The 1,177-nt window shown below is 42.7% G+C and carries 3 protein-coding genes; all 3 read right to left on the reverse strand.

What is annotated here, in order from left to right; genetic code table 11:
- A partial coding sequence (locus ACS8FD_RS15720; RefSeq protein ID WP_439276535.1) for a YnfA family protein occupies positions 1 to 177 on the reverse strand: 177 nt, incomplete at its 3' end.
- 51 nt (positions 178 to 228) lie between these two features.
- Positions 229 to 558, reverse strand: a complete 330-nt coding sequence (locus tag ACS8FD_RS15725; protein WP_299220130.1) for a DHCW motif cupin fold protein — start codon at positions 556 to 558, stop codon at positions 229 to 231.
- A 62-nt stretch (positions 559 to 620) separates the two neighbouring features.
- Positions 621 to 1,085 (reverse strand): methyltransferase family protein, encoded by a 465-nt coding sequence (locus ACS8FD_RS15730; protein WP_439261558.1) that lies wholly within the window; start codon positions 1,083 to 1,085, stop codon positions 621 to 623.
- Positions 1,086 to 1,177 lie beyond the last annotated feature (92 nt).

Consider the following 1,177-nt stretch of genomic DNA (forward strand, 5'->3'; position numbering starts at 1 on the left):
GCCTACTGCAGTTGGATGCAACGTCAGCAACCACACAAAGGCTGCCAAACTAAGTATTCCAGGGACAAGAAGCCAAACCGATCTACCTTCTCGTAACCACAAATAAGGCAGATAACAGCCGACAATCTCTGCAAGTGCGGTTAAAAAGAAAAGACCAACAGTCTTTAATTCAGACAAAACTATTACTCCTCGACTGTGATAAATCCCATTAAACAATGCACAGTAGGTTTAATCGACGATGAATAACTTAGCGCCTGTCTGCGTTGACGAGCGGTGGGCAATCGTATCATCCGCCACCTGATAAGTCATTCCTGATGTTAAAGTAAAGGTACGACCATCCTTTAGTTCGGTATTCAGCTCTCCTTCAATACAGAATAAAATATGCCCTTTATAGCACCAATGATCAGCAAGATAGCCTGCAGAATACTCAACCATATGCACATTGATATTGTTAAATTCACATGTTTTCCAATATCCTGTGCCAGTCTCGCCTTTAACTTCTACTGCTTCTATTTCTGTCCAGTCGGTAACCCCAAACGGTATGCTCTTCATTTCCATGACATTATCTCCCTGATTTGTTTGTCCATTCGTTAATAATGAAACATTCTACTTACCATATCTCATATCCAACGCCGTACCTTCTTTAGATACGCTTGATATGCTTTGCCAAATTTTTGCTGCATCACGCGCTCTTCTGGAATAATCTGAAAGCGCGTCATATACAGCACAAAAATAAGAATGACAAAAAAAGCCAAAAGATGTGCCAAATACAGCGCCCAAGCCAATAGCACCAGCGTCAACCCTAAGTACATCGGATTGCGTGTATACTGATAAATTCCACCGGTAACAAGGTTTGTGGCATTATTTGGTTTATGCGGATTGACCGTGGTTTGCGCCTTTTTAAGCTCGTTTACACCCATAATACCAATGCCGATACCAGTGAGCGTCAACCCGCCTGCCAGCCACTTTGCGCCTGGTATAACGGTTTGTAGCATTGGCAGCGTTTTCGACACGCCGTACATTGCCACCCCTGTTGCAAGCACTTGTGCGACTGGAGGTATTTTTAGCTCTAAAAATTTCATCATCACCCCTCAATAAACCGTTAGCATATTAAATATCATGCATCAATTAGCCAACCCTTTTGTACTGCTAAACTTAATTGCTGCGTCAACCATGC

It is taken from the genome of Psychrobacter sp. 1U2, assembly GCF_051847575.1.

Bases quoted from the DNA above. Each gene is read 5' to 3' on its own strand.
- ACS8FD_RS15730 (WP_439261558.1), bottom strand. From the start codon at position 1,085: ATGATGAAATTTTTAGAGCTAAAAATACCTCCAGTCGCACAAGTGCTT.
- ACS8FD_RS15725 (WP_299220130.1), bottom strand. From the start codon at position 558: ATGGAAATGAAGAGCATACCGTTTGGGGTTACCGACTGGACAGAAATA.